Here is a 23,432-nt window from a genome sequence, read left to right on the forward strand (position 1 = left end):
TCAGGGCGACGACCAGCCCGCGAAGTTCGCTCAGCGAGAGGGCATCCAGGCCATCGGGATCCGGCAGCGCCATGCCGGGTGTTGAATCACGCCACGGCCAAACCGCAAAACCCCACCGCCCGGATATCTGCCCCAGTTACCATGCCGCGCTTGTAAGTCTTTGATTTGAAACGCTCGCCGACGCCGAACCGGCATCCGCTTCGGCGCCGAGCGCTCCAGGCCACCGCGCCACCCGGCATCCCCAGGGAACAGGACCCGTGCAGCCCGTTTTTTCGACCGACGGCCTCCACCCGAAGAACAGCTTCCAGATCTGGCGGGACGTGCTGTTCGAGCGGCTCGTGCCGATCAAGATGGAGCGGCTCGACGACAGACCGTTCGCCGGCAAGATGGAGGTCGCCAGTGTCGGCTCCCTCCATATGTCCCGCGTCACGCAGGGCGCCCTGCGGAGCGAGACGACGCCCCAGGCCGCGCGCCAGCACGACCGGGCCGGCATGGCCGTCGTGCTGTTCAAGCTCGCCGGGACGTCAACCTGTCTTCAGGACGGCCGGGACTCCGTGCAGCGGCCCGGCGACATCGTCGTGCTCGACCACCGGCCGGCCGTGGTGACGACGGGCCCGGGCAGCCAGTCCCTGTTCCTGGAACTGCCGCGCGAGCGCCTGGAGAGCATGCTCGGTCCGACCCGGCTCTATACGGCGCTGTCGATGGGCGCGGATTTGGCATCGAGCAGCCTGGCCTCGACCTTCTTCCGCGAGTTGATCCAGGTGCGCCACCGGCTCGACCCCGATGCGGCAGAGCGGATGGCGACGATCGGCGTGGACCTGATCGTGGCCTGCATCGCCGAGCGGATGGCCAGGGAGGTGCCGCAGCCCTTGCACGGCACCGTCGTGGTCCAGCGCGCCAAGGCGTTCGTCGAGGCCAATCTCGGCGACCCGACCCTCGACCCGCCCCAGCTCGCGGCCGCGGTCGGCGTGTCGCTGCGGCGGCTCCAGGAGTTGTTCCACGAGCGCGGCCAGCACATCTCCGACTGGATCTGGCAGCGCCGGCTGGAGGCGGCCGCCAAACGGCTGGCCGACCCGAGCGGCGCCCATGTGCAGATCGGTGCCGTGGCTTTCGGCTGCGGTTTCGCCAGCCAGGCGCACTTCGCCCGCCGCTTCAAGGAACGCTACGGCATGCCGCCCAGCGAGTACCGACACGCGGCCTTCCTGAGCACCGCGTAGAGGGGTGCTGCGGCCGGATGCCGCCAAAGCCGGTGCCGAAAGCGGGACGCCCGCCCCCGTGTATCCGCCCCGCCTGCCTACATGCCCGGCAGAGCGAAAGCCGGCCTGCAAGGCCCGCCTGAGAGACAGGGGGCCGCAGGCGCAAGGGGGTGCCGTATTTGCCTAAGCCGGCGCAGTTTTGATATACGATTGCAGCAACATCCAGATAAAGGCACCCCATCGCCGCGCAAATATTTTGTTTTTGCTCCAAAAGATCTCGATAAACAATCGATGGCCTGAGATCATACTCCGGAAGCGCATCGCAAATTCATCCCGCAAAACCGATTGGCGAAACCGGAATTATATGTATGAAATTATTGTTTCTATCAGAAAAACTTCCTATTCATACGAGATTCAATCGATGGCTGGAGTTGCTGGAGGAGCAACGTCTGCCCCTCGAGCAAAAGCAACTCGACGCCGCTCCCTTCGAGGCCAAGCTGGAGATCGCCACGCTGGGCCCCCTCACGATGACCCGGGTCTCGGAGGGCCCTCTGCGCAGCGAGGCGACGCCGAGCGCCATCCGCCGTCTGGGTGACGAGGGCTGCATCAGCGTGGGCTTCACCCTCGCCGGCGAGAGGACGGTGCATCAGCGGGATCGAGCATCGACCCAGCGGCAGGGCGACCTGGTCGTGATCGAACATCAGCCGACGGTGATGACGACGAGCCCGGGCAACCAGTCCCTGTACCTGAAGATGCCCCGCGAACGCCTGGAGAGCGTGCTCGGGCCGGCCCATCGCTACGCGGCCCTGACCATAGGGGCGGACCTTGCCACCGCGATCCTGGCGACGAGCTTCTTCGAGGAGCTGACCCGCATGCATCACCAGCTCGACCCTGTGACGGTCGCCCGCATGGGGTCGATCGGCGTGGACCTGATCGTGGCCAGCATCGCCGAGCGGATGGCCCAGGACGTGCCACTTCCGCTCAGCGGCTCCGTCCTGGTCCAGCGGGCCAAGGCGCATATCGAGGCCAACCTCGGCGACCCGAATCTGGACCCGCGGCACCTCGCGGCGGCCGTCGGCGTATCGCTGCGTCGGCTGGAAGAACTCTTCGAGGAGCGCGACCAGCAGGTCTCCGACTGGATCTGGCAGCGCCGGCTGGAGGTCGCAGCCGATCGCTTGGCTGACCCGGCCTGCACCCACCTGACGCTTGGCACCCTGGCCGGCGGCTGCGGCTTCAGCAACCGCACCCAGTTCTCCCGCCGCTTCAAGGACCGGTTCGGCCTGGCACCCGGCGAGTTCCGGCACGCCGTCGGGCTGGGCGGGCGATAGCGGTCCGCCGCCCCTATTCAGGACCGCGGTCGCTCCGGCGCAGGCTTGCCGGCATGGCGAACAGCAGCAGGGCGGCCGCCACCAGGCAGAGCGAGCCGATGACGTAGAGGGCCGGGGTCGTGGATCCGGTCAGGTCCTTGACCCAGCCGACCATCACCGGGCTGACGATGCCGCCGAACTGGCCCAGGGTGTTGATCAGCGCGATGCCGCCGGCCGCGCCCACGCCGGTGACGAGCTTGGCCGGCAGGGTCCAGAAGGTCGGGATCGAGGCGACGATCCCCGACCCCAGCAGGGCCAGCGCAATCATCAGCGGCACGATCTGCCGGTCGAACAAGCCGGCGGAGAAGAACCCGATCGCCGCGGCGATCGCCAGCGCGGCGACGAATTTCGGGCGCTCGCCGGAGGCATCGGACAGGCGCCCAACCACCACCATGCTGATCGCGCCGCAGATGTAGGGGATTGCGGTCAGCAAGCCGACATAGGCGGCGCTGCTGCCGCTGGCGGTCTTGATCAGGTCCGGCCCCCAGAAATTCAGCCCGTAGGAGCCGATCTGGAGGAGGAAGTAGACCAGCCCGATCATCAGGAAGCCCGGCTGGCGCAGCGCCCCGAGGAGCGAATGATCACCGATCTCGCGGTTGTGGTGGGCGATCCGGGCCGACAGGAGGTCCTTCTCCGGCTCAGAGAGCCAGCGCGCATCGGAGATCCGGTCGTCGAGGCGCATCAGCACCAGGGCGCCGAGCACGAGGCACGGCAGGCCGCCGGCCAGGAACAGCCATTGCCAGCCGGCGAGCCCGGCGACGCCGTTGAGGCCGCCGAGGATCAGGCCCGCCACCGGCGCCCCGACGATCCCCGAGAAGGCCGAGGCCACGAACAGGAACGAGGTGATCCGCCCGCGATGCGAGGCCGGGAACCACAGGGTCAGGTAGTACAGGATGCCGGGCGCGAAACCCGCCTCCATGGCGCCGATGATGAAGCGCAGGGTGTAGAAGTGCCACTCGGTGCGGATGAAGATCATCAGCGCCGTGGCGATCCCCCAGGAGATCATGATCCGGGCGATCCAGCGGCGTGCGCCGACCCGGTAGAGGAACAGGTTCGACGGCACCTCGAAGATGACGTAGCCGACTACGAACATGCTGGCGCCGAGCCCGTAGGCGACGTTGCTGAAGCCGAGGTCGCTCTGCAGCTGGAACTTGGCGAAGCTGATGTTGATCCGGTCGAAGAACGCGAACAGGTAGCAGACCATGATCAGCGGCATCAGCCGCCACGCCACCTTCCGGACGATGCCGGCCTCGGTCACGTCCTCTGGGCGCGCGGGCGCGCCGGTCACCGCGATGGCCATCGTGTTCCTCCCTCGATAGGTCCGCCCGTCGAAGACGGGGGCAGCTGCGCGGGACCGCCTTCAGATGGGCGGCTTCCTCACACGGTGTCTCAAGTCAGGGGTTTCCAAAGGGCGAGCCCTTTGGCGGGGTTCGGGGGCGGAGCCCCCGATGCATCGGGCTAAGCCCACCCTTCGATCAGGCGGCCCGGGGAACCGGGTGGAGATCGCAGGGACGGCCGGCCTTGGCGACCTGGCCGGGCACCGCGTGGCCGACCAGCCGCGGCAGGTCCTGCGACAGGGCGATCAGGGCCGGCAGGTCGAGGCCGGTCCGGATCCCCATCTCGTGGGCCATGCTGACCAGATCCTCGGTGCAGATGTTGCCGGTGGCGCCCGGGGCGAACGGGCAGCCGCCGAGGCCGCCCAAGGCCGCATCGAAGCGGCGGGCGCCGGCCTGCCAGGCGGCCAGCACGTTGGCGAGGCCGACGCCGCGGGTGTTGTGGAAGTGCAGTGTCAGGTGTTCGGCCGGGACGATGGCGAGCACCCGGGCGACGAGCCGCTCGACCTGGCGCGGGTTGGCCATGCCGGTGGTGTCGGCCAGCGTCACGCCGGTGATGCCGAGCGCGCGATAGCGCTCCACCTGCGCGACGACCTTGTCGACGGGCTGGTCGCCCTCGAACGGGCAGCCGAAGGCGGTCGCGACCGTGGCGTTGGTCAGGACCGACGCGCCCTTCACGGTCTCCATGATCCGGGAGAACCCGGCGATCGAGTCGTCCGGGCTCATGCCCATATTGGCGCGGTTGTGGGTCTCGCTCACCGAAGCGACGAGGTTGATCTCGTCGACCCTGGCGGCGAGCGCGCGCTCGGCGCCCTTCGGGTTCGGGACCAGCGCCACGTAGACCGTGCCGGGCCGGCGGCGGATCCCGGCGAACACGTCGGCGGCGTCGCGCAGGGCCGGCACCGCCTTGGGCGAGACGAAGGACGAGACCTCGATCCGGGAAAAACCCGCGTCCGAGAGCGCGTTCACCAGGGCGATTTTTTCGGCGGTCTCGACCCAGGCCGCCTCGATCTGGAGGCCGTCGCGGGGGGCGACCTCCTGGACCAGCATCGTGTCGTCGCTCATTTGACCGCTCCCGCATCGCGCAGCGTCTGGATCGCGGTCGCGTCGAGGCCGAGATCGGCCAGCACCGCGTCGGTGTGGGCGCCGAGCGCCGGACCCTGCCAGCGCACCGCCCCGGGGGTGCCGGAAAGCTTCGGGACGATGCCGGGCATCTTGACCTGCGTGCCGCCGGGCAGCTCCGCCTGGAGGATCATGTCGCGGGCCTGGTAGTGCGGATCGGCGACGATGTCGGCCACCGAGTAGATCCGCCCGGCCGGCACGTCCGCGGCGTCGAGGGCAGCCAGGGCGTCGTCGACGCTCCTCGCTTTCGACCAGTCGCCGATGACGCCGTCGAGCATCGCGGCGTGCTGCGAGCGGCCGTCGTTCGAGCGCATCCGCGGGTCCTCGGCGAGGTCGGGACGGCCGATGGCCTTCATCAGCCGGCGGAAGATCGGATCGCTGTTGCCCGCGATCACGACGTAGCCGCCGTCCTGGGTCGGGTAGGTGTTGGACGGGGTGATGCCGGGCAGCGCGCCGCCGGTGCGGGTGCGGATCTCGCCGAGCAGGTCGTATTCGGGGACCAGGCTCTCCATGACGTTGAACACGCTCTCGACCAGCGAGACGTCCACCACCTGCCCGGCGCCGCCGTTCACCTTGACGTTGAGGATCGACATCAGCGCGCCGATCACGCCGTGCAGCGAGGCCAGGGTGTCGCCGATGCTGACCCCGACCCGGGCCGGGGGGCTGTCGGGGGAGCCGGTGGTGTAGCGCAGCCCGCCCATGGCCTCGCCGATGGCGCCGAAGCCCGGCCGATCGCGGTACGGCCCGGTCTGGCCGTAGCCGGAGATGCGCACCATCGTGAGGTTGGGGTTGAGGGCCGAGAGCACGTCCCAGCCGAGACCCAGCTTCTCCAGGCCGCCGGGGCGAAAATTCTCGACCACCACGTCGGCGCTCGCGGCGAGGCGCTTGACGATGTCGAGCCCCTCCGGCGTCTTGAGGTTGACCGCGATCGACTTCTTGTTGCGCGACTGGAGATACCACCACAGCGAGGTGTCGCCGTGCATCTTGCGCCAGGTGCGCAGGGGGTCGCCGCCCTCGGGCGACTCGACCTTGATCACCTCGGCACCGAACTCGGCCAGGAGCTTGGTGGCGAAGGGTGCGGCGATGAGCTGGCCGAGTTCCAGCACACGGATCCCGCTGAGCGGACCTGACACCGTCGTTCTCTCCCTGTCTTTGCATGAAGGATACGACCAGCGGTTGGGCGATGTCCAAACGTCATGCGCCAGCCTGCGTTCTCCGGACGCGAACGCAGGCGACGTTCAACCTCCGGCCGTGCGCAGATGGTCGAGGAGCAGGGCCGCGGCGGGCGGCAGGGCGCCGGGCCGGACCACCAGGGTGAGCGTCCGCGTGGCCCACGGGTCGGTCAGCGGCACCGCGGCGAGCCGCATCTGCGGACCGAGCAGGGCGTAGACCCCCTCGGGGATCGTGCCGAGGCCCATCCCGGCCTGGGCCATCCGGCAGATCCCGTCGAAGCTCGGCACGTGGATCCGCAGGCGCAGCGGGCGCCCGAGGCGCCGGGCCTCATCCCGCAGGGCCGCGTAGATCGAACTCTCCACGTGCAGGCCGACATGATCGTAGTCGAGGGTGTCGGCGAGGGCGATTGCGCCGCGCCCGCTCAAGGGATGGTCGGCCGGCATCACCAGGACCAGGCGGTCGCCGCGATACGGATAGGCGGTGAGCGAGCGGGTATCGGTGCCGCCGGCGCAGATCCCGAGATCGGCCACGCCCTCCTCGACGCCGAGCACCACGCCGCCGCTCGGCCGCTCCGCCAAATCCACGCGGATCCGCTCCTGCGCGGCCAGGAAGACCTGAAGGTCCTCGGGCAGGAACTGCACGATGGCCGAGAGGTTGGCGAGCATCCGCACGAAGCCGCGCACCCCGTGCGCGTGCTCGGCCAATTCCAGCGCCATCTGCTCGGCGCTCGCCAGCATCCGGCGGGTGTGGTGCAGCAGGGTTTCGCCGGCCGGCGTCAGCCGCATGCCCCGCGGCTCGCGGGTGAGCAGCGTACAGCCCAGGGCATGCTCCAGCTCGGCCAGCCGCTTGCTCACCGCCGACGGGGCGATCGCCGCCCGACGCGCCGCGCCGTTGAGCGTCCCCGCCTCGCAGATCGCCGCGAACAGGCGCAGCGTCTTGAGGTCGAGGCGGCTGACGGTCGCCGCGGTGGGAAGCGTCTCGCGAATGCTCAGGATCCTTTCTTCGCGGTCTCTTCGAGCCGTTCCCGATCGCGTTGCGACAGGGAACGGCTCTCAGTCCTTGTCTAGCCGCGCTCTCTAACGCCGAACCGGTGTCCACTTCGGCGGAGAGCGCTCTAAGGGCCGCGCCAGTCCCGGGCGCCGACCGGCTGGCCGTGCGTGCCGTGACCGAGCTTCGCCCCCTGCCGGTTGACCAGGCCGAAGCGCAGGACCGCCTGCTCCAGAAAGTCGATGGCGTCGACGAGATGCGTCCGGGCCGCCGCGACCGCGTCCTCGCCCTCCTCGACGGGGGTCTCGGCGAGGTTCACCGCGGCGATCAGCACCCGGTCGCGCTCCTCCTCGATCCGCCGGTCGCGCTCGACATGGCCGCGGACTTTCGCGTCGAAGGCCTCGATCACCGACCAGGGCAGCGCGTCCTTGTCGGCCGGCGCCCGGAAGGCGAGGGCGTGGCGCCGCGCCGCCGCGGCGGCGGCCCTGACGTGGTCGGCGAGTTCTGCATCCATCCCGGGTCTCCGTGTGATTTCAAGCCTGGATCGGGCATCGTCCTTTTCCGAAGGCCGGCAACCACCGTTCGGGACGCTGCTGTCTCGAACGCGCACCTGTCCCGCCCGTTGCCGAGGGCCTTACCTTGACAAGGCGCGCCCTTATCTCTCGGAACTGTGATCGGTGTACCGGGCCTGGCCCGGACGGGAGTTAGCCTGAATGGTCTCGATGCTGAACGCCGGCGCCCTGCGCCCGACATCCGCGGCGGCGCGCCTTCTCGGCGCGCTCACGATCCTGCTGGTCGCCACCGGGCTCTCCGGCTGCGGCGCGATCAACCGCGTGCCGACCCTGGAGGAGCAAGCCAAGTCGTCCTGGAGCGAGGTGCAGAACCAGTACCAGCGCCGGGCCGACCTGATCCCGAACCTGGTCGAGACCGTGAAGGGCTACGCCCAGCAGGAGAAGGACGTGCTGATCGGCGTCACCGAGGCCCGGGCCAAGGCATCGAGCGTGAAGGTCGACGCCTCGACGGTGAGCGACCCGCAGAAGTTCAAGGAATTTCAGGACGCCCAGAACCAGCTTTCTGGCGCGCTCGGGCGGCTGCTGGTCACGGTGGAAAAGTACCCCGACCTGAAGTCGAACCAGAACTTCCTGGCCCTGCAATCGCAGCTCGAAGGCACCGAGAACCGCATCGCCGTGGCGCGGCGCGACTATATCGGCACGGTCCAGGCCTACAACACCGAGCTGCGCACCATCCCGGGCCGCTGGATCGCCGCGATCCTGTATCCCGAGTCGAAGCCGATGGAGACGTTCTCGGCGACCCCGAACGCCGACCGGCCGCCGAACGTGAAGTTCTAGATGCGGCACGTCTCGATGCGACTTCTCTAGATGCGACTCATGGGCCTGAGCACCGGGACGCTGGTGCGGCTGCTCCTGGCGCTGGTCGTCCTGTTCGGGTGCCTGGCGGTCTACGCGGTCGGGGCGCTGGCCGCCGACCTGACCTTCCCGCCGCTCACCGGGCGGGTGGTCGACGGCGCCGGCATCCTCACGCCGGACCAACGCCAGGCGCTCGAGGCCAAGCTGAAGGCGCACGAGGACAAGACCTCGGACCAGGTCGTGGTGGCGACCGTGCCCAACCTCCAGGGCACGACCGTCGAGGATTACGCCAACCGCCTGTTCCGGGACTGGAAGCTCGGGCAGGCCAAGACCAACAACGGCGCCCTGCTGCTGGTGGCGCCGAGCGAGCGCAAGGTGCGGATCGAGGTCGGCTACGGCCTCGAAGGCGCGCTCACCGACGCGCTCTCCCGGGTGATCATCGCCAGCGCGATCACGCCGCGGTTCAAGACCGGCGACTATTACGGCGGGATCGATGCCGGGATCGACGGGATGCTGGGCATCCTGTCGCGGGACGCGCAGGACTGGCAGCGCAAGCCGCAGGTCCGCGCCGACGAGGTCGATCCCACGCAGGTCGCGGTCTTCGTCATCCTGTTCCTGGTCGTGCTGTTCGTGGCCTGGCGCATGAACCGCGGCGGCACCGGCCGGGCCGGACGCGGCGGCGGCATCGTCTTCCTGCCCGGCCCCGGCTCGGGCGGATGGAGCGGCGGCTTCTCGGATGGCGGATCGTCCGGCGGCGGCTTCTCCGGCGGGGGCGGCTCGTCGGGCGGCGGGGGAGCCTCGGGTGACTGGTAGGATCGCGGACGTGCTCACTCCGGAGGCGCGCGAGCGCCTCGCCGCGGCGGTGTCCCGGGCCGAGGCCGGCACCTCCGGCGAGATCGTCGTGATGGTCAGCCGGCGCGCGGGCGCCTACCGCTCGGTGGTGGTGCTCACGGCCCTGATCGCCGCGCTGATCCTGCCCTGGCCGCTGATCGCGCTGACCGGCTGGAGCGCCACCGCGATCCTGCTGGCGCAGGCGGCCCTGGTCGCCGCAATCCTGGGGCTGAGCCAGATCGAGCGGCTGCGCCTCCCCCTGGTGCCGCGCCGGCTGCGCAGCGCCCGGGCCCGCGAGGCCGGGCAGCGGGCGTTCTGGTCCCGGGGCCTGAGCCGGACCCGGTCCCGCACCGGCGTGCTGCTCTACCTGTCGCTTGCCGAGCGCCATGCCGAGATCGTCACGGATCTCGGCGTGCTCCAGCGCATCCCGGCGCAATCCTGGGACGGGATCCTGGCCGAGCTTACCCGCGCCCTGGCGCGGGGCGACATCGAGGGCGGCCTGACCGAGGCGGTGGAGCGCATCGGCGCCTGCCTGGCCGAGCATCTGCCGGCGGGCCCGCACGATCCGGACGAATTGCCGAACCGGGTGATCGTCGCGGATTAGGATCGCGTCTGGAGAGTGACTCTAGCCCCGGATGCGTCGCAGCGCGGCCATGGCATCCTCGGGCGAGGCGTCGCAACCCGCTGGGACGACCAGCTTCACGGCCAGCTCGTGCCGCGTTGCGGCCCCGCTTATTCCCAGAACTGCGCCCGTCCGGCGCATGAAATACAGGACGCTCAGTTGCGTCACGGCCCGGGGGCCTTCGAGCGCCCAGCCGCGATAGACGTAGACGACTCGATCATTCGGATCGCGCGGCGCCGCCAGCGACGTGTCGGTGCCATGCGGCGAAGGCTCGACGAAGTCGGCCGTCACCGGCAGCGGGCAGGTGCCGGTCCAGACCAGCCGGCGCACGGCCTCGGCGCGCGGCAGAACCACACCGTCCCCGAGATCGACCGCGGCCGCGCTGGCCGGCTCCGGGGGCGCCGGGTTCCCGTAATCCTGGACCCGCACCGACACCGAGAGGGCGAGCAGCAGGCACAGGGCGGCCAGCCCCGCCCGGTCGGCGTTGATCAGGCGGGTCGCGCGAGCGGGCACGGCGTCCTCTCGACATGGACCACGATCGGCAGCAGCGACGCCGCCACGGACACCAGCGCCACGGTGACCGAGCCGACCCCGTCGTGCCAGTCGCGGTAGGCCTCCGCGGAGGGCAGCATCGCCAGGATCCGGGCGATGTTGATCGCCACCACCAGGACGGCGCTCACCGCCAGGGCGCCGAGCGTCCCTCGGCTGACCGACCGGCCGGCGATCTTGAGCACGCACAGCCAGATCAGAGCCGCCAGCGACAGGTTGTGGAAGGCCGAACAGCCCTCCAGCATGATGATCGACCAGTCCGGGCGGGCGCTGAGATAGACACCGCTCGCCTGCAGCCCAGGGAAAACGACGCGCCCGACCCAGGCCATCACGGCGACCTCGAACGGCTCGATGGCGTGGTAGAACAGCTTGAAGACGAGCTTGCTCCACAATTCGCAGAGCGACAGGGCGAGCCAGATCTGCCCGATATCGGCCAGCACGCGGTCCCGAGCGCGCCGGGCGAGGAGCCAGGCCGCGGCCAGCGTCATGCCGGCATAGACCGCGTGGGGCTCGGGCAGGAACCAGCTCAGCGCGCAGGCGATCAGGATAGCAAGGTCGGTCCGGGTCAGCGCCGGCCTACGGTGCCGCGCCGCGAAGAGGATCGCCGCGGTCGCGAGGGTGGCGAACACCTCGCCGAACTTGAACTCGACGAGGCGCTGGAGGCCCGGGTTGGGTTCGAGCAGCAGGCGCTGCAACGCGGCTGAAGCAGCCGTGCCGCAGCCGAAGATCAGCAAGTTCCAGCTCGCGGCCTGGACGGGCCAGTTCGCGGCGCGCGCCGCCTCGATCGGCCCGCCTATGCCATGCCGTGTCAGCACCCCGGCCATCCGGGCGCTCAAAAGACGGCCGGCGCGCGGCGCCTGCGCCGGAGGAAGGCCACGGTGCCTCCCGCCAGGGCGAGACCCAGCACCGCGTTGATCTCAGGAGCCGGCGCACCGCCGGAATGACCGCCGGAACCGGCATCGAGGGAGAAGAGGCCGGCAAAGGCGCCGTCAGCCCCGTACGAGGCTGCTGCAACGGGGCCGGTCACCGTGCGCCCGCCTCCCCGCGAGCCGCCGCCGCCCGCCCCGCCGACCGCGGCGCTCTTTACCGCATAGGACGCGCCGGCCGTGGCCGAGCCGATGGACGGCGGCGACAGGAGCCCCGGGAAGGCCGACCCTCCTCCAAAACAGGTCACCGTGCGAGCGAACGGATCTCCTCTGAGCAGGGCATCCAGGCTCGCGAAGTGTCTGGGACGAGGCAGACCAAAGGCGGAGATGGGCGGCGTCGAGCCGGCATCGCGAAACCTGAGGGGCTGGCAGATGAAGTCACGGATCACATCGAGGGGTTCTGCCTGGGCAAGATTGATCTGACCGAACAGGACCAGGGCGGCGACAGCGGCAGCACGCGACAGGCGTTCCTTCATTGCCCCCTCCACCCCGATTCTTGACGTCACGGCACGCGGATCCTGAATATGCAGCTCGGCATTGAATGGCGTTAACCAAATTATTGGGGCCATCAATAGAAGCTGATATGTTGGCGCGTCGACGCGCAGGTCAACTTCGGGTTTCTACTGAATTATTGCGTATTCAGAGCTATTAACTATTAAAGCTACTTGTGGGCGCTGACAGCCAAGGTCTGGGACACGACGGGTGAGACGGCGCAGACCCGCCTCACGCCCTCCGCCGGGACGCAGGAGGAGCCGGATTTGTGCGCTCCCGCACGAAGCTGGGCGCCTTGCGGTAACTCGGCCGGTCCACAGGCGATTCTCCTTCATAGACCGCTTGGGCCGGACCACGTCCGCCCGCGGGATGCCGGCTCCAGACGACGGAGCACGGCCGGCATCGTCCGAGGAGACCGCCATGAAGATCCTGATCGCCGCGACGCCGCTCACTGGCCACGTGAACCCGATGCTCGCCATCGGTCGCGCCGCCGCCGCCCGGGGTGACGACGTGATCGTGCTCACCGATCCGGCGTTCCAGGCGAAGGTCGAGGCGGCGGGCCTGCGCTTCGCGCCCTACGCGGACAACGAGTCCGCCGGATTTCTCGAGACGACGCTGCCGGCCGGCCCGGAACGCTTCCGGCGCGAGTTCCAGCGGCGCTTCATCGATCCGATGCCGGTTCAGGCGGCCGCCCTGCGGGCCCTGATCGCCGCGGATGCGCCGGACGTGATCGTCGCCGGCAGCATGTTCCTCGGGGTGCTGCCGCTGCTCCTCGATTCCGCGCCGCGGCCGCCGATCGTGACCGCCAATATCAGCTTCCTGTTCCTCGACCGGCCGGACCACGCCCCGATCGGTCTCGGCCTGCCGCCGGCCCGCGACCAGACCGAGCTCGCCCGCTACGCCGCCTTGAAGGCCGGGATGGATGCGGGCTTCACCAACCCGGTCCGAGCCTATGCCGACGCTCAGCTCGCCCGGCTGGGCGTGCCGCCGTTACCGGCCTCGCTGCCGCACTCGATCGTGGTGCTGCCGGACCTGTTCCTTCAGCCGACCGTGCCGGGCTTCGAGTACGATTACGGTGCGCTGCCCCCGGGCGTCCGCTTCATCGGGCTGCTCCAGCCCCCGGCCCCTCCTGCGCCCCTGCCGGATTGGTGGCCCGAGCTCGAACAGGCCAACGCCCTGGGCAAGCCCGTCGTCCTGGTCACGCAGGGCACCCTCGCCAATGCCGATTTCGGCGATCTGGTCGAGCCGACGCTCGCCGCCCTTGCTGATCGTGACGATCTGCTGGTCCTGGCCACCACCGGCGGACGGCCGATCGAGGCGCTGCGGGGGCCGATCCCGGCCAACACCCGGGCGGCGAGGTTCCTGCCGTTCCGCGAATTGCTGCCTCGCGTCAGCGTGCTCGTCACCAATGGCGGCTACGGCAGCGTCTCTCAGGCCCTGGCGAACGGCGTGCCGATCGTCTCGGCCGGTCTGACCGAGGACAAGGCGGAGGTGAACGCCCGCATCGGCTGGTCGGGCGTCGGCCTCAACCTCGCCACCAACACACCGAGTCCCGACGCTCTGCGGACGGCGGTGACACGGGTGCTCGACGAGCCGACCTTCCGGCAGCGGGCTGGTGTGTTGCAGGAGGCTTTCGCGGCACGGGATGCGATGGCCGGGATTTTGGGCGCGATCGATGATCTCGGCCGCTCCGGCCCGGTACGCCGCGACGGTATGAGCGCAGCGGTACCTTTGGCGCAGTCGGCGTAACGCCTGCGCGGCCAGCCCTTTTTAGGGATTTGTCGCAGGTTAAGCACCGGACTGCCCTGCCCACCGCATCGTGCCGGGTCTTTGCAGAACCAGTTCTACCAACCACCCCGTCATTCCGGGCTCGCCTGCGGCGCCCCGGAATGACGGCGTGGATGTCGAGACCTCTAGATCACTCACATACGCCCAGAAAGATGTCCTAGAACCCGGTTTCCGGACCGCCAAATTGATTGCCAAGGGGTGAAGACGAAAATGTTTCCCGTGAAACATTCACAGGTTTAACGCGCACGCCCGGCGAAGCGCAGCGCCCCGCCGGATCGCACATCCCAGCCCGTCAACGCCGAACCGCCACTGGCCCGTTCATCCCCGGCCAATCGGAATAGCCGTTGGCGCCGCCGCCGTACCAGTAGGGCTTCGGCGCCTCGGCCAAGGGGGCGCCGCTGGCGAGACGGCCGACGAGATCGGGATTGGCGATATACGGTCGGCCGAAGCTGAACAGGTCGGCCCGGCCTTCGGCCAGTTCCGTCTCGGCGAGATCCAGGGTGAGCTGGTTGTTGCCGATATAGGCGCCGTTGAACCGGCGGCGCAGGTCGAGGAAATCGACGCCGTCCGGCACGTCGCGGGTCTGCTGGGTCACGCCCTCGATCGTGTGGACGTAGAGCAGGTTGAAGCCGTTCAGGGCATCGATATAGGCGCCGTAGGTGGCGTGCGGATCGGAATCGAGCGGCGTCTCGCCGGGCTGGGTGGTCGCGGGAGACAGACGAATGCCGACCCGGGCGCCGCCGCCCCAGACCTCGGTGACCGCGCGGACCACCTCAAGCGGAAAGCGCAGGCGGTTCTCGATCGAACCGCCGTAGCGGTCGGTGCGCCTGTTGGTGGAATCGCGGACGAATTGCTCCAGCAGGTAATTGTTGGCCGAGTGGATCTCGACGCCGTCGAAGCCCGCCCGCTTTGCGTTCTCGGCCGCCCGCCGGTAATCGGCGACAATCCCCGGGATCTCGTCGGTCTCGAGCGCCCGGGGCGTCACGTGGGGCTTCATGCCGTCCTGGGTGAACGCGGTGCCTTCGGGCTTGATCGCGGAGGCCGAGACCGGGAGCGCGCCGCCGGGCTGAAGCTCGGGATGCGAGATCCGGCCGGTATGCCAGAGTTGCAGGAAGATCAGCCCGTCATTGGCGTGGATCGTCTTCACGATCCGCGACCAGCTCTCGACCTGCGCGTCGGACCAGATCCCCGGCGTGTAGGCGTAGCCGACCCCCTGGGGTGAGATGTTGGTCGCCTCGGAAATGATCAGGCCGGCATTGGCCCGCTGCCCGTAATAATCGGCGGCGAAATCCGGCGGCACGCCGTCGGTGTTGGAGCGGCTGCGGGTGAGCGGCGCCATCACCACCCGGTTCTTGAGGGTTAGGTCGCCGATGGTGACGGGCTGAAGGATCGGGCTGGTCGGCATGAAACCTCGGATACGGAACATTCGGAAGGACGAGCAGCGTCGGCTGTCGCCGGCCGTCGAAAGGCTGCCATCGCGGCGCCGGCATGCTCGGGATGGGTGGTCGATAACCCGCCGAGGTCGGGCCTCGGTTCCCCCGGCGTTTCCGCTGCCCTTGCCCGATGCCGACGCAGGCCAGCGGTTCGGAATGCCGCGGGAACCGGATCGCGAGGCAGGTCTTGCCTGACAGGTGACGTCGCGAGCGGCTTGGCCCCGCGCATCGCCTCTACGGAACTTGACTGGACGGCCGGGGACTTGCCCTGGCGAGGCCGCGTCCCGCGGCTCTGCTTCCCCCATCTGGAGAACCGACGCCATGAAGGCACTCTGCTGGCACGGCAAGAACGACATCCGCTGCGACACGGTCCCGGATCCGGTGATCGAGGATGCCCGCGACGTGATCATCAAGGTGACGAGCTGCGCCATCTGCGGCTCGGATCTCCACCTGATGGACGGTCAGATGCCGACCATGGAATCCGGCGACGTGCTCGGCCACGAGTTCATGGGCGAGGTGATCGAGGTCGGCCAGGGCTTCACCAAGTTCCGGAAGGGCGACCGCATCGTCGTCCCGTTCAACATCAATTGCGGTGCCTGTCGGCAGTGCAAGCTCGGCAATTACTCGGTCTGCGAGCGCTCGAACCGCAACGGTGCGATGGCGGCCGCGCAGTTCGGCTACCCGACCGCGGGCCTGTTCGGCTACTCGCACCTCACCGGCGGCTATGCCGGCGGCCAGGCCGAGTACGTGCGCGTCCCCATGGCCGACGTGGCGCCCATGAAGGTGCCGGACGGCATGGACGACGAGTCGGTCCTGTTCCTCACCGACATCCTGCCCACCGGCTGGCAGGGCGCCGAGCATTGCGAGATCCAGGGCGGTGAGATCATCGCGATCTGGGGCGCGGGTCCGGTCGGGCTGTTCGCGATCCAGTCGGCCAAGATCATGGGCGCCGGGCGCATCATCGCCATCGACACGGTGCCCGAGCGCTTGGCCCTCGCCAAAAAATCCGGCGCCACCGACGTCATCGACTTCATGAACGAAGATGTGTTCGAGCGGATCAAGGAGATCAGCAAGGGCCAGGGCGCCGATGGCGTGATCGACTGCGTCGGCATGGAAGCGAGCGCCGGCCATGGCGGCCTCACCGGCGTGCTCTCGACCCTTCAGGAGAAGCTGACCTCCACCGAGCGGCCCTACGCGCTGGCCGAGGCGATCAAGGCGGTCCGGCCCTGCGGCATCGTCTCGGTGCCGGGCGTCTACGGCGGCCCGGTCCCGGTCAACATGGGCTCGATCGTCCAGAAGGGCCTGACCCTCAAGAGCGGACAGACCCACGTGAAGCGCTACCTGGAGACGCTGACCAAGCTGATCCAGGAGGGCAAGTTCGACATGACGTCGATGATCACCCACCGCTCGACCAACCTCGCGGACGGCCCGGACCTCTACAAGACGTTCCGCGACAAGGCCGATGGCTGCGTGAAGGTCGTCTTCCACCCGAACTGAGTTCGCGTGCGGCGCGTGTGACGCCGCCTCCGATGCCCCGGTCTTCAAGGACCGGGGCTTTGACTGTCGCTGTATCCCAGGATTGATCCCGTATGACGATGCCGGCCGCCCGTACTCTGCTGCCTCTCCTCCTTTCAACGCTCGCCGGGCCGGCCCTGGCGCAGGAGCCCGTGGCCGCGACATCGCCGCCGCCGGCCGGATCCTCGGCGCTGACCCAGGTCGCGCGCTTCCAGCATCAGGTCACCGGCGTGACCGTGGCGCAGGACGGGCGGATCTTCGTGAACTTCCCGCGCTGGACCGAGGATGCCCCGGTCTCGGTGGCGGAGCTGAAGGACGGGAAGCCGGTCCCCTACCCCGATGCGGAGTGGAATGCCTGGCGCAACGCCCGCAAGGACGAGGTGGACCCCAAGACCCATTTCGTCTGCGTGCAGAGCGTGGTCGCCGACCGGCACGGCCGGCTCTGGGTGGTCGATGCCGCCGCCCCCGCCATGGCGGCCGTCGTCAAGGATGGCCCGAAGCTCGTGGCGATCGACCTGAAGACCAACACGGTGGCGAAGACGATCGCGTTCGATCCGCTTGTCGCCCCGCAGGGCTCCTACCTGAACGACGTACGGATCTCGCCCGACGGCAAGACCGCCTACCTTACCGATTCCGGCGCCGAGGGCGCGCTGGTGGTGGTCGACATCGACTCGGGCAAGGCCAAGAGGCTGCTGGCGGGCGTACCCGCGACCATGCCCGACACCGCCGTGACGGTGACCTATGACGGCAAGCCCCTGCGGCGGCCGGACGGGCGCGGCGTCGAGTTCTCGGCCGACGGCATCGCCCTCGCGCCGGACGGCAAGACGCTCTACTGGCAGGCGATCAAGGGCAAGACGCTCTACAGCCTGCCCACCGACGCGCTCACCGGCTGGGTCACGGCGGCCCTCGTGCCGGAGAATCTGGCCGACAAGAGCCTGACCGGCAAGATCGCCTCGGTAGGCGAGAACGGGCCGGCCGACGGGCTGCTCATCGACCGCCACGGCGGCCGCATGTACGTGACCTCGCCGCAGGACGATTCGATCAAGGTCCGCGACCTCGCGGCCAAGGAGTCCGGCCTGACCACTTTGGTGCAGGATCCGCGGCTGCGCTGGCCGGACACGTTCAGCCAGGGCCCGGACGGGACGGTCTACGTCACGACCTCGCACATCCAGGATTCCGCCTTCTACAAGGAGGGCGCTCCGATTGCCCTGCCGACCGAGCTGTGGAGCTTCAAGCCGACGGCTGCGCCGCGTTGAGATAAGCAAACAATCCGGGCCGCATATCGGTGCGGCCCGGAGCTTGAACGTGTTCGTCTCCACGACCCGACGGGGCGAATATCAGTCTCTGCAAGGCTCATTGCCTGAACATGGACAGATCGAGGGCCTGTAACCGCCACTTACACCCACTCCATGTCTTCAAATTTTGACAATCGATCGTTTCAACGAATACAATATGGCGCCATTATTTCAGGGCCCCGGAAACAGAAAGAAACAGATGTGCTAAATTTGCATCTTGATTTTAAATCTTTATTAAGCGCAAAAATTTCATCTTCCCTCCTCAGACGTTCGGTTCGTCCGGGATCAGTTTCATAGCGGTTGAGATATTTTACGAGGATTTGACGACCGATGAGCATACTATTCAATAAAGATATTCACGCCCGTGTGGAAGCACTCGACCGGTCCCAGGCGGTCATCGAATTTGCCCTCGACGGTACGATCCTGACGGCCAACAAGAATTTCCTCGATGCGGTCGGCTATAGCCTCGACGAGATTCGCGGCCAGTCCCACGGGATGCTGGTCGCGCCGGCCTTCCGCGAGAGCCAGGCCTACGGTGATTTCTGGGCGGCGCTCCGGCGCGGTGAATTCCAGGCCGGCGAGTTCAAGCGCATCGGCAAGGGCGGCCGCGAAATCTGGCTGCAGGCGACCTACAACCCGATCCTGGGCCGGGGCGGCAAGCCGATCAAGGTCGTCAAGTTCGCCAGCGACGTGACCGAACAGGTGATGCGCACCATTGGATACGAGGGCCAGATCGCCGCGATCAACCGGTCGCAGGCGGTGATCGAGTTCGCCCTCGACGGCACGATCCTGACCGCGAACGACAATTTCCTCACGGCGATGGGCTATCGGCTGGACGAGGTCCAGGGCCGCCACCACAGCCTGTTCATCGCCCCGGAGGCCCGGGCGGGCGCCGCGTATCGGCAGTTCTGGGAGAGCCTGGGGCGCGGTGAGTATCAGGCGGACGAGTATTGCCGGCTCGCAAAGGGTGGCCGCGAAGTCTACATCCAGGGCAGCTACAACCCGATCTTCGACCGCGACGGGCGTCCGCTCAAGATCGTGAAGTTCGCCACCGACGTCACCGCCGCGGTGATGGAGCGTCGGCGTCGGGCCGAGTTGCAGAGCGCCATCGCGCGTGACCTGGCCGCCATCGCGCAGGCCGCCTCCGGCGTCTCGCATCAGGCCGGGCAGGCGGCCCAGTCATCGACGCACGTCTCCGGCGACATCCAGACGGTCGCCTCGGGCGCCGAGGAACTGGCGGCCTCGGTCGCCGAGATCAGCGCGCAGGTGGTCCAGGCCTCGGAGATTTCCGGGCAGGCCGTGGGCCAGGCTCGCGAGACGCATCGGATCATCGCCGGCCTCAGCCAGTCGGCGGCCCAGATCGGCGAGGTCGTCGCGCTGATCCAGAGCATCGCGGCGCAGACCAACCTGCTGGCGCTCAACGCCACGATCGAGGCCGCGCGCGCCGGCGAGGCCGGCCGGGGCTTCGCGGTGGTGGCCTCCGAGGTGAAGGAACTCGCCAACCAGACCGCCCGGGCCACGGAACAGATCGGCACGCAGATCGCCGGGAGCCAGGAGGCGACCCGGGGAGCCGTGGAGGCGATCGGCTCGATCCAGGGCACGATCGTGAAGCTCAACGAGGTCGCGACCGCGATCTCGACCGCCGTCGAGCAGCAATCCGCCGTCACCCGCGAGATGTCGGCCAGCATGCAGACGGCCGCCAGCGGCGTCGGCGCGATCACCGCGAGTCTCGGGGTCATCGCCCAATCCGCCGAGCAGGCGAACGGTGCCACGCAGCAATTGCGCGCGGCCGCGCAGAACGCCGCCTGATTGCAGGCGGCCCGACCGCGTGCGAGGAGCGTGCGGGGCCGACAGGTTCGCGGCGCGGTTCCCGACGCCCCGGACGGTCCGAGAGCCCCATGTGCAACCTCTACAGCCTGCGCACCGGCCCCGCCGAGCTGCACCGCGCCTTCGGGCTCGCCCACGACCGCACCGGCAACCTGCCGCTGCTGCCCGCGATCTTTCCCGACCAGATGGCGCCGGTGGTCTGGAACGGCGCGGAGGGCCGGGAACTCGCCATGATGCGCTGGGGCATCCCGGGCCCGAAGGCGTTCGGCGAGCATCCCGTTACCAATGTCCGCAACGCGGCGAGCCCGCATTGGCGTCCCTGGCTCGGGCCGGCCCATCGCTGCCTCGTGCCGGTGACCGCGTTCAGCGAGTACGCCGACACCAAGCCGCGCAAGACGCCCGTGTGGTTCGCCCTCAATGAGGATCGGCCGCTCTTCGCCTTCGCGGGCATCTGGCGGCCCTGGACCGGCGTGCGCGGGACCAAGCGCGAGAACCCGGACCGTGTGGCGGAGAAGCACCGCCTGTTCTCCTTCCTGACCACGGAAGCCAACGGCATCGTCGGCCCGGTCCACCCGAAGGCGATGCCGGTTCTGCTGACCGAGCCGGAGGAATGGGCGGCCTGGCTCGAGGCTCCGACCCCGGACGCGCTCAAGCTGCAGCGCCCGCTGCCGGATTCGGCGATGCGCGAGGTCGCCCGCGGCGAACGCGCGGACGGCCCCGAGACGGATGCGAAGCCTGAACCGTAAAGCCGGTCCGCGCGGATTACTGGATCGAGCCGCCGTCCCGCGCCTGCAGCAGCCGTAGAGCTTCTTCCAGCACAGCGTGCAGATCCGCCGCCCCCTGCGGGCTGAGCGGCAGGCCGACCCGCTGGCCGTGGATCGTATCGAGGACGATCATGGCGAGATCCTCGCCGATCAGCAGGCTGGGCTTCGGAAGACAGAGCGGCAGGACGAAATCGCCCTCCGTCTCGCCGAGGGCATCGACGGCGTCGCCGGGGCGAAAGGGCTTGGTCTTTTCGTTCATCGCGGGCCGACCTCGCGGGCATGTCCGGTATGACGGGGCGGAGGCTACGCCATCGGGTGACGCCCGGCCAGCCTGTGGACGAATCCTCAAGGCCCGGCCCCGCCCTCCCGATCGAGCACACGCAGCGACCGGACCGTCAGGCTGTCGATCTCCAGCGCGCCGACCTTCAGGGATCCCACCTCCAGCGCCCCGACCCGGGCGCGGCCGACCGAGAGGCGGCCGATCGCGAAGGCGCCGAGCGCCACCGCGCCGAAGGCCGCGACCCCGATCGCGACGGCGCCCAGCGCGGAGGCGCCGACGGCCCCGGCTCCGACGGCCCCGGCCCCGAGCGCGGCGGCGTCGCGGGACGGGGCGGCGCCGGCTTGGACCGGGCGGCGCATCATGTCCTCGGGCATCAGAGATCCTCTCGCGGCACCCCCTCGGGTATCGCCCTCCCTTCGGAGCGCGGCAAGGCCGGGCTCTCAAGACGGATCGGCGCCTTCAGTAGAGCCGCGTGCGGTAGGACTCGGCGATCCACGCCTCAGCCTCCGGGATATCGGAGGCGGCGGTCTGGTCGGCCAGGATGCGCCCGAGGCTGGGAAAGGTGTCGCGCGCGACGTGGCGCGCCGGATCCCAGAGCTGCGCGCGCATCAGCGCCTTGCCGCAATGGAAGAACGCCTCCCGCACCTGCACGACCAGGCCGACCGTCGGCACCGTGCCCTGGGCGCGCATCGGTTCGAGCAGCATGCGATCCCGCGTCACCGCGGCGGTGCCGTTCACCCGCAGGGTCTCGTCGATGCCCGGCACGAAGAAGATCACCCCGATTCCGGGGCTCGCGATGATATTGCGAAAACTGTCGATGCGGTCATTGCCGCGCCGATCGGGGATCACCAGGGTGCGGGCATCGGGAATGGCCACGAAGCCCGGCGCGTCGCCCCGGGGGCTGGCATCGGCTTGGCCGGCCGCGTCGGCGCTCGCCAGCACCAGGAACGGCGCGAGCGCGATGAACCGGCGGGCGTAACCGTCGATGTGGTCGAGCACCTTGCCGGCAGCGAGCGGGCCGACGGCGCCGAACTGGGCGCGCAGATCCGCCGCGTCGCGGATCGTCGCGGGATCCCGGGTTTCGCTGTCCATGAGACCCTCCTGAAAACCGCCGATGGCCGATCGCTGCTTCGACCTTAACGATGGCCCGGGGCTTTCGGAACGGGGCCGGGCCCGTCAGGGCCAGACGCGGATCGCCACCGGGCGGCGCAGCAGGTCCCGGTCGGAGGTGATGGTGCAGCCGTCCACGCGCAGGCTCGCGTAGGTGAGCAGGGCGCCGTCGCCGACATCGTCGAAATTGCGCCCCTTCGCCGCCGGATCGAGGAGCGACGGATAGGCGATCAGCGGCGCGGTCGCCTTGCACGGATCGTCGTACAGGGTCGCGCCTTCGAGGAGCAGGCGCGGCGTGTCCCAGGCGATCAGGTCGCGCGAGCTCGTCCAGTAGAACCCGGATTTCGCGAAGCCCTCCCCGGGCTTGGCCATGAACACCGCGATCCAGGCGCCGGTGTCCCGGTGGCGAACCACGGCCCCGACCGGACCGGGGAACGGCCCCACCGGGCGGCAGGTGGCGGGTTGCTTGGCAGCTTTGCGGTACGGGTCCGGGAAGGCGGCAGTGAAGCCGGTGCCGGTCCAGGCGCGCCAGCGGGTCGGGTCGGCGGGGCCGTCGCTGCGGAACAGGCAGACACCCGCTTCCTGGGCGCTGCCGGGCCGGGCCCAGCCCGTGGTCGAGGCCAAGACGTAGCGCCAGCGCCCGTCCGCGACGATGTTCGACGGGTTGAAGAAGCCCCGGTGCCGGCCCTGGTCGACCTCCTGCCGGAACGGCGCGCCCGCCACCACGACGGGCGGGCTCTGGCGCAGGAAGCTGCGCCCGCCATCCGCGGAAGCCGCGGCCGTGATCGTGTTGTACCAGCACGCCATGTAGGAGCCGGCCGGGCAGCGGCCGGGATGCTCGTTGGCCTGGTATTCGTGGTGCAGCAGCGCGGCGACGTGATTGCCGTCCTCGGTCCAGGTGGCGGTGATCCAGGACCGGTCGTCATAGGCCGCCGGATCGGCTTTTTCGCCCGAATCGAGCACCAAAGTGCAGTCGAGCTTGAGGTGGTCGAGATCTGGCCCGCGCAGGGCGCGGTTGCGGTAATGCATGCCGAACAGGGCCACCGCCCCGGCCGCATCCCGGAACGCCCGGGCCGGCGCATCCGGCACATCGGCGCCGTCGCAGGCATCGCGCCCGGCCTTGAAGACGATGGATGGCGGCCCGACCAGGGTCAGGGCGGATAGCGGCGGCTCGGCTGCGGCCCGGGCCGGCGGGGGGATGAGGTGAGCGAACGCCAGGAGGGTGGCGGCAAGCAAAGCGGAACGCTGCCGGATCCGTTCCCACGCAGCGGCTGTCATAGTCACGGATCGGCCCATTCAGGCCCCGACGCGCCCCCTCTCTCGTTCGGGCGTGGGCGGGGGAGATGGACCAGGTTTCTCCGGAGCGCTCGCATCCCTCACCCTGTCCCTTTCCTGTCAGGTGCGAGACCTCGACCCACGACGGACAGCTTGCGGGTGTCGAAGCTTTGACGGGC

Annotated in this window: 23 protein-coding genes; 10 read left to right on the forward strand and 13 right to left on the reverse strand. The window is 69.2% G+C overall.

Annotated features, from left to right (window positions below):
- The first annotated feature begins 257 nt into the window (after nt 1-257).
- On the forward strand, nt 258-1,217 hold the full coding sequence (locus tag MKK67_RS26460; protein ID WP_243971095.1) for a helix-turn-helix domain-containing protein: 960 nt from the start codon (nt 258-260) through the stop codon (nt 1,215-1,217).
- Nucleotides 1,218-1,564: 347 nt separating this feature from the next.
- Nucleotides 1,565-2,524 carry a helix-turn-helix domain-containing protein gene (locus MKK67_RS26465; RefSeq protein ID WP_243971097.1) on the forward strand — a complete coding sequence of 320 codons (960 nt, stop codon included), beginning with the start codon at nt 1,565-1,567 and terminating at the stop codon, nt 2,522-2,524.
- A 13-nt stretch (nt 2,525-2,537) separates the two neighbouring features.
- Here MKK67_RS26465 and MKK67_RS26470 read toward each other — a convergent pair whose 3' ends face one another.
- From MKK67_RS26470 to MKK67_RS26490, 5 genes are all read right to left on the reverse strand, one after another.
- Nucleotides 2,538-3,863 (reverse strand): MFS transporter, encoded by a 1,326-nt coding sequence (locus MKK67_RS26470; protein WP_243971099.1) that lies wholly within the window; start codon nt 3,861-3,863, stop codon nt 2,538-2,540.
- A gap of 175 nt (nt 3,864-4,038) precedes the next feature.
- Nucleotides 4,039-4,962, reverse strand: coding sequence for a hydroxymethylglutaryl-CoA lyase (locus tag MKK67_RS26475; RefSeq protein ID WP_243971101.1), 924 nt, complete (start codon nt 4,960-4,962; stop codon nt 4,039-4,041).
- Nucleotides 4,959-6,152 (reverse strand): CaiB/BaiF CoA transferase family protein, encoded by a 1,194-nt coding sequence (locus MKK67_RS26480; RefSeq protein WP_243971103.1) that lies wholly within the window; start codon nt 6,150-6,152, stop codon nt 4,959-4,961. Before MKK67_RS26480 ends, MKK67_RS26475 begins: the two co-directional genes overlap by 4 nt.
- A gap of 105 nt (nt 6,153-6,257) precedes the next feature.
- A complete protein-coding gene (locus tag MKK67_RS26485; protein WP_243971142.1) occupies nt 6,258-7,178 on the reverse strand; it encodes a LysR family transcriptional regulator in 921 nt (306 codons plus the stop codon).
- A gap of 128 nt (nt 7,179-7,306) precedes the next feature.
- On the reverse strand, nt 7,307-7,693 hold the full coding sequence (locus MKK67_RS26490; protein WP_243971106.1) for a hypothetical protein: 387 nt from the start codon (nt 7,691-7,693) through the stop codon (nt 7,307-7,309).
- 208 nt (nt 7,694-7,901) lie between these two features.
- Between MKK67_RS26490 and MKK67_RS26495 the strand changes: the two genes are divergently transcribed.
- From MKK67_RS26495 to MKK67_RS26505, 3 genes are read left to right on the forward strand one after another with little or no spacing between them, the layout of a single operon-like run.
- Entirely contained in the window at nt 7,902-8,528 is a 627-nt protein-coding gene (locus MKK67_RS26495) for a LemA family protein (RefSeq protein ID WP_409568445.1), read from the forward strand.
- A gap of 30 nt (nt 8,529-8,558) precedes the next feature.
- Nucleotides 8,559-9,359, forward strand: coding sequence for a TPM domain-containing protein (locus tag MKK67_RS26500; RefSeq protein WP_243971110.1), 801 nt, complete (start codon nt 8,559-8,561; stop codon nt 9,357-9,359).
- Nucleotides 9,349-9,981, forward strand: a complete 633-nt coding sequence (locus tag MKK67_RS26505; protein WP_243971112.1) for a TPM domain-containing protein — start codon at nt 9,349-9,351, stop codon at nt 9,979-9,981. Before MKK67_RS26500 ends, MKK67_RS26505 begins: the two co-directional genes overlap by 11 nt.
- A 21-nt stretch (nt 9,982-10,002) precedes the next feature.
- Here the strand turns inward: MKK67_RS26505 and MKK67_RS26510 are convergent, their stop codons facing one another.
- Genes MKK67_RS26510 through MKK67_RS26520 form a run of 3 tightly spaced genes read right to left on the reverse strand, consistent with a single transcriptional unit; the run spans nt 10,003 to nt 11,950 of the window.
- Complete coding sequence (locus tag MKK67_RS26510; RefSeq protein WP_243971114.1) at nt 10,003-10,512, reverse strand: hypothetical protein; 510 nt, start codon at nt 10,510-10,512, stop codon at nt 10,003-10,005.
- Nucleotides 10,488-11,372, reverse strand: a complete 885-nt coding sequence (locus tag MKK67_RS26515; protein WP_409568444.1) for a hypothetical protein — start codon at nt 11,370-11,372, stop codon at nt 10,488-10,490. Before MKK67_RS26515 ends, MKK67_RS26510 begins: the two co-directional genes overlap by 25 nt.
- 8 nt (nt 11,373-11,380) lie before the next feature.
- Nucleotides 11,381-11,950 (reverse strand): hypothetical protein, encoded by a 570-nt coding sequence (locus tag MKK67_RS26520; protein WP_243971118.1) that lies wholly within the window; start codon nt 11,948-11,950, stop codon nt 11,381-11,383.
- A 436-nt stretch (nt 11,951-12,386) separates the two neighbouring features.
- On the opposite strand from MKK67_RS26520, the gene MKK67_RS26525 reads away from it, so the two are divergent.
- Complete coding sequence (locus tag MKK67_RS26525; protein ID WP_243971120.1) at nt 12,387-13,715, forward strand: nucleotide disphospho-sugar-binding domain-containing protein; 1,329 nt, start codon at nt 12,387-12,389, stop codon at nt 13,713-13,715.
- Nucleotides 13,716-14,046: 331 nt separating this feature from the next.
- Here MKK67_RS26525 and MKK67_RS26530 read toward each other — a convergent pair whose 3' ends face one another.
- Nucleotides 14,047-15,159 (reverse strand): alkene reductase, encoded by a 1,113-nt coding sequence (locus MKK67_RS26530; protein ID WP_243971122.1) that lies wholly within the window; start codon nt 15,157-15,159, stop codon nt 14,047-14,049.
- Between the two features lie 349 nt (nt 15,160-15,508).
- On the opposite strand from MKK67_RS26530, the gene MKK67_RS26535 reads away from it, so the two are divergent.
- From MKK67_RS26535 to MKK67_RS26550, 4 genes are all read left to right on the forward strand, one after another.
- Nucleotides 15,509-16,684, forward strand: a complete 1,176-nt coding sequence (locus MKK67_RS26535; protein ID WP_243971125.1) for a zinc-dependent alcohol dehydrogenase — start codon at nt 15,509-15,511, stop codon at nt 16,682-16,684.
- 92 nt (nt 16,685-16,776) lie between these two features.
- Nucleotides 16,777-17,958 (forward strand): major royal jelly family protein, encoded by a 1,182-nt coding sequence (locus tag MKK67_RS26540; protein ID WP_243971127.1) that lies wholly within the window; start codon nt 16,777-16,779, stop codon nt 17,956-17,958.
- A 369-nt stretch (nt 17,959-18,327) separates the two neighbouring features.
- A complete protein-coding gene (locus tag MKK67_RS26545) occupies nt 18,328-19,806 on the forward strand; it encodes a PAS domain S-box protein (protein WP_243971130.1) in 1,479 nt (492 codons plus the stop codon).
- An 89-nt stretch (nt 19,807-19,895) separates the two neighbouring features.
- Nucleotides 19,896-20,570 (forward strand): SOS response-associated peptidase, encoded by a 675-nt coding sequence (locus MKK67_RS26550; RefSeq protein WP_243971132.1) that lies wholly within the window; start codon nt 19,896-19,898, stop codon nt 20,568-20,570.
- Nucleotides 20,571-20,586: 16 nt separating this feature from the next.
- Here MKK67_RS26550 and MKK67_RS26555 read toward each other — a convergent pair whose 3' ends face one another.
- From MKK67_RS26555 to MKK67_RS26570, 4 genes are all read right to left on the reverse strand, one after another.
- On the reverse strand, nt 20,587-20,847 hold the full coding sequence (locus MKK67_RS26555; protein WP_243971134.1) for a hypothetical protein: 261 nt from the start codon (nt 20,845-20,847) through the stop codon (nt 20,587-20,589).
- A gap of 86 nt (nt 20,848-20,933) precedes the next feature.
- Nucleotides 20,934-21,242, reverse strand: a complete 309-nt coding sequence (locus MKK67_RS26560; protein WP_243971136.1) for a hypothetical protein — start codon at nt 21,240-21,242, stop codon at nt 20,934-20,936.
- Between the two features lie 85 nt (nt 21,243-21,327).
- Nucleotides 21,328-21,960: a pyridoxamine 5'-phosphate oxidase family protein gene (locus MKK67_RS26565; RefSeq protein ID WP_243971137.1), complete on the reverse strand. Its 633-nt coding sequence runs from the start codon at nt 21,958-21,960 to the stop codon at nt 21,328-21,330.
- 84 nt (nt 21,961-22,044) lie between these two features.
- Nucleotides 22,045-23,256, reverse strand: coding sequence for a hypothetical protein (locus MKK67_RS26570; protein WP_243971140.1), 1,212 nt, complete (start codon nt 23,254-23,256; stop codon nt 22,045-22,047).
- Nucleotides 23,257-23,432 lie beyond the last annotated feature (176 nt).

Origin of the sequence: Methylobacterium sp. J-072 (assembly GCF_022829425.1) — a bacterium.
GTDB lineage: Bacteria > Pseudomonadota > Alphaproteobacteria > Rhizobiales > Beijerinckiaceae > Methylobacterium.

Bases quoted from the DNA above. Each gene is read 5' to 3' on its own strand.
- MKK67_RS26465 (WP_243971097.1), top strand. From the start codon at position 1,565: ATGAAATTATTGTTTCTATCAGAAAAACTTCCTATTCATACGAGATTC.
- MKK67_RS26470 (WP_243971099.1), bottom strand. From the start codon at position 3,863: ATGGCCATCGCGGTGACCGGCGCGCCCGCGCGCCCAGAGGACGTGACC.
- MKK67_RS26475 (WP_243971101.1), bottom strand. From the start codon at position 4,962: ATGAGCGACGACACGATGCTGGTCCAGGAGGTCGCCCCCCGCGACGGC.
- MKK67_RS26490 (WP_243971106.1), bottom strand. From the start codon at position 7,693: ATGGATGCAGAACTCGCCGACCACGTCAGGGCCGCCGCCGCGGCGGCG.
- MKK67_RS26495 (WP_409568445.1), top strand. From the start codon at position 7,902: ATGCTGAACGCCGGCGCCCTGCGCCCGACATCCGCGGCGGCGCGCCTT.
- MKK67_RS26500 (WP_243971110.1), top strand. From the start codon at position 8,559: ATGCGACTCATGGGCCTGAGCACCGGGACGCTGGTGCGGCTGCTCCTG.
- MKK67_RS26515 (WP_409568444.1), bottom strand. From the start codon at position 11,372: ATGGCCGGGGTGCTGACACGGCATGGCATAGGCGGGCCGATCGAGGCG.
- MKK67_RS26520 (WP_243971118.1), bottom strand. From the start codon at position 11,950: ATGAAGGAACGCCTGTCGCGTGCTGCCGCTGTCGCCGCCCTGGTCCTG.
- MKK67_RS26525 (WP_243971120.1), top strand. From the start codon at position 12,387: ATGAAGATCCTGATCGCCGCGACGCCGCTCACTGGCCACGTGAACCCG.
- MKK67_RS26530 (WP_243971122.1), bottom strand. From the start codon at position 15,159: ATGCCGACCAGCCCGATCCTTCAGCCCGTCACCATCGGCGACCTAACC.
- MKK67_RS26535 (WP_243971125.1), top strand. From the start codon at position 15,509: ATGAAGGCACTCTGCTGGCACGGCAAGAACGACATCCGCTGCGACACG.
- MKK67_RS26540 (WP_243971127.1), top strand. From the start codon at position 16,777: ATGACGATGCCGGCCGCCCGTACTCTGCTGCCTCTCCTCCTTTCAACG.
- MKK67_RS26545 (WP_243971130.1), top strand. From the start codon at position 18,328: ATGAGCATACTATTCAATAAAGATATTCACGCCCGTGTGGAAGCACTC.
- MKK67_RS26550 (WP_243971132.1), top strand. From the start codon at position 19,896: ATGTGCAACCTCTACAGCCTGCGCACCGGCCCCGCCGAGCTGCACCGC.
- MKK67_RS26555 (WP_243971134.1), bottom strand. From the start codon at position 20,847: ATGAACGAAAAGACCAAGCCCTTTCGCCCCGGCGACGCCGTCGATGCC.
- MKK67_RS26560 (WP_243971136.1), bottom strand. From the start codon at position 21,242: ATGCCCGAGGACATGATGCGCCGCCCGGTCCAAGCCGGCGCCGCCCCG.
- MKK67_RS26565 (WP_243971137.1), bottom strand. From the start codon at position 21,960: ATGGACAGCGAAACCCGGGATCCCGCGACGATCCGCGACGCGGCGGAT.
- MKK67_RS26570 (WP_243971140.1), bottom strand. From the start codon at position 23,256: ATGACAGCCGCTGCGTGGGAACGGATCCGGCAGCGTTCCGCTTTGCTT.